Raw genomic sequence first — 1,001 nt, 5'->3', positions numbered from 1 at the left:
CATGGTGCTGGTGGTTCTCCTTCGCCAGGACCGTAACCCTGGCATCAGGGACTCCACAAATCTCAGTACAGCTCAGTGTCGCCAAGCCGGACCGTCACATATATGAGATGGCGGCAAAGCAGGTCGGCGCCCGCGCCGACCGATGTCTTTTCGTCGACGACCGGGACGAGAACATCGAGGCGGCACATGAGCTGGGGATGACTACGGTGCTGTATCGCACCGTCGACGATCTGCGAAGGGCCCTGGCTGGGCTGCTCAACTCTTGTTCTTGACGGCCTGTGGGAGCGGGTGGCCTCGCTTCTGTCGCCTGCTCCCGAACGGCGCCGCCGCTACCCCGGGCGGCTGCGCGTTCCGGACCGAGTGGCACTCGCCGGTGTCTTGTACCTGCTGCGGACCGGTATCGCGTGGCGCGATGTCCCCGCAGAGACTGTGGGCTGTTCCGGGGTGACAGCCTGGCGCAGGCTGCGGGAGTGGACCGAGGCCGGCGTGTGGCCGCGCCTGCACGCTGCCCTGCTGGCCGAGCTGCGCCGTGCCGACCTGTTGGACCTGGACGACTGATCCGTGGACGGGTCGCACGTCCGGGCCTCAAAAGACATCTCAGGTGAGGGAAGGCGGGGGCGTGACTCATTGATCGACATGCGTCAACATGGCTTGCCGGGCGGGACATCATGTGGCGGCCTGGTAGGGCGATCTAGCGGTGAGGGTGGGGCCCGTGGATCAGAGCGAAGACCAGATCTTGGCTGAGGAGCTTGCTGCTCTTGGCGCGGTGGGTGGGGGTAGTGGTCGCTTGGTCCGGATGGTGGCCAAGCTGATGAGGAAGAACGTCCATGAGATCGATCTCCTTGTTCCCTTGCCGTTCGACGATGTGGTGAAGCGCGTCTCCAGGGTGCTCGGGAAGGCGGGCCACGCAGTCGAAACCGTGCCAATTGGCTCTGGCGAGGACGAGAAGACGATCCGCGTTGTCGCCAGTGGCGGTACTGGCGGTATGAACCCTGTAGTGG

The 1,001-nt window shown here is 64.7% G+C and carries 1 protein-coding gene and 2 pseudogenes; all 3 read left to right on the top strand.

The annotated features are described in order from the left end of the window. A partial coding sequence (locus IEZ01_RS17755) for an HAD-IA family hydrolase (RefSeq protein ID WP_189202662.1) occupies positions 1–272 on the top strand: 272 nt, incomplete at its 5' end. Next, positions 247–555: pseudogene (locus IEZ01_RS17750) on the top strand (transposase); the annotation flags it as partial. The gene IEZ01_RS17755 and the pseudogene IEZ01_RS17750, both read left to right, overlap by 26 nt. Before the next feature lie 157 nt (positions 556–712). Beyond that, positions 713–1,001: pseudogene (locus IEZ01_RS17745) on the top strand (hypothetical protein); the annotation flags it as partial.

The sequence above is a fragment of the Streptomyces purpureus genome, assembly GCF_014648195.1.
Lineage (GTDB): Bacteria > Actinomycetota > Actinomycetes > Streptomycetales > Streptomycetaceae > Streptomyces > Streptomyces purpureus.
This window is presented reverse-complemented; position numbering and strand designations above follow the sequence as displayed.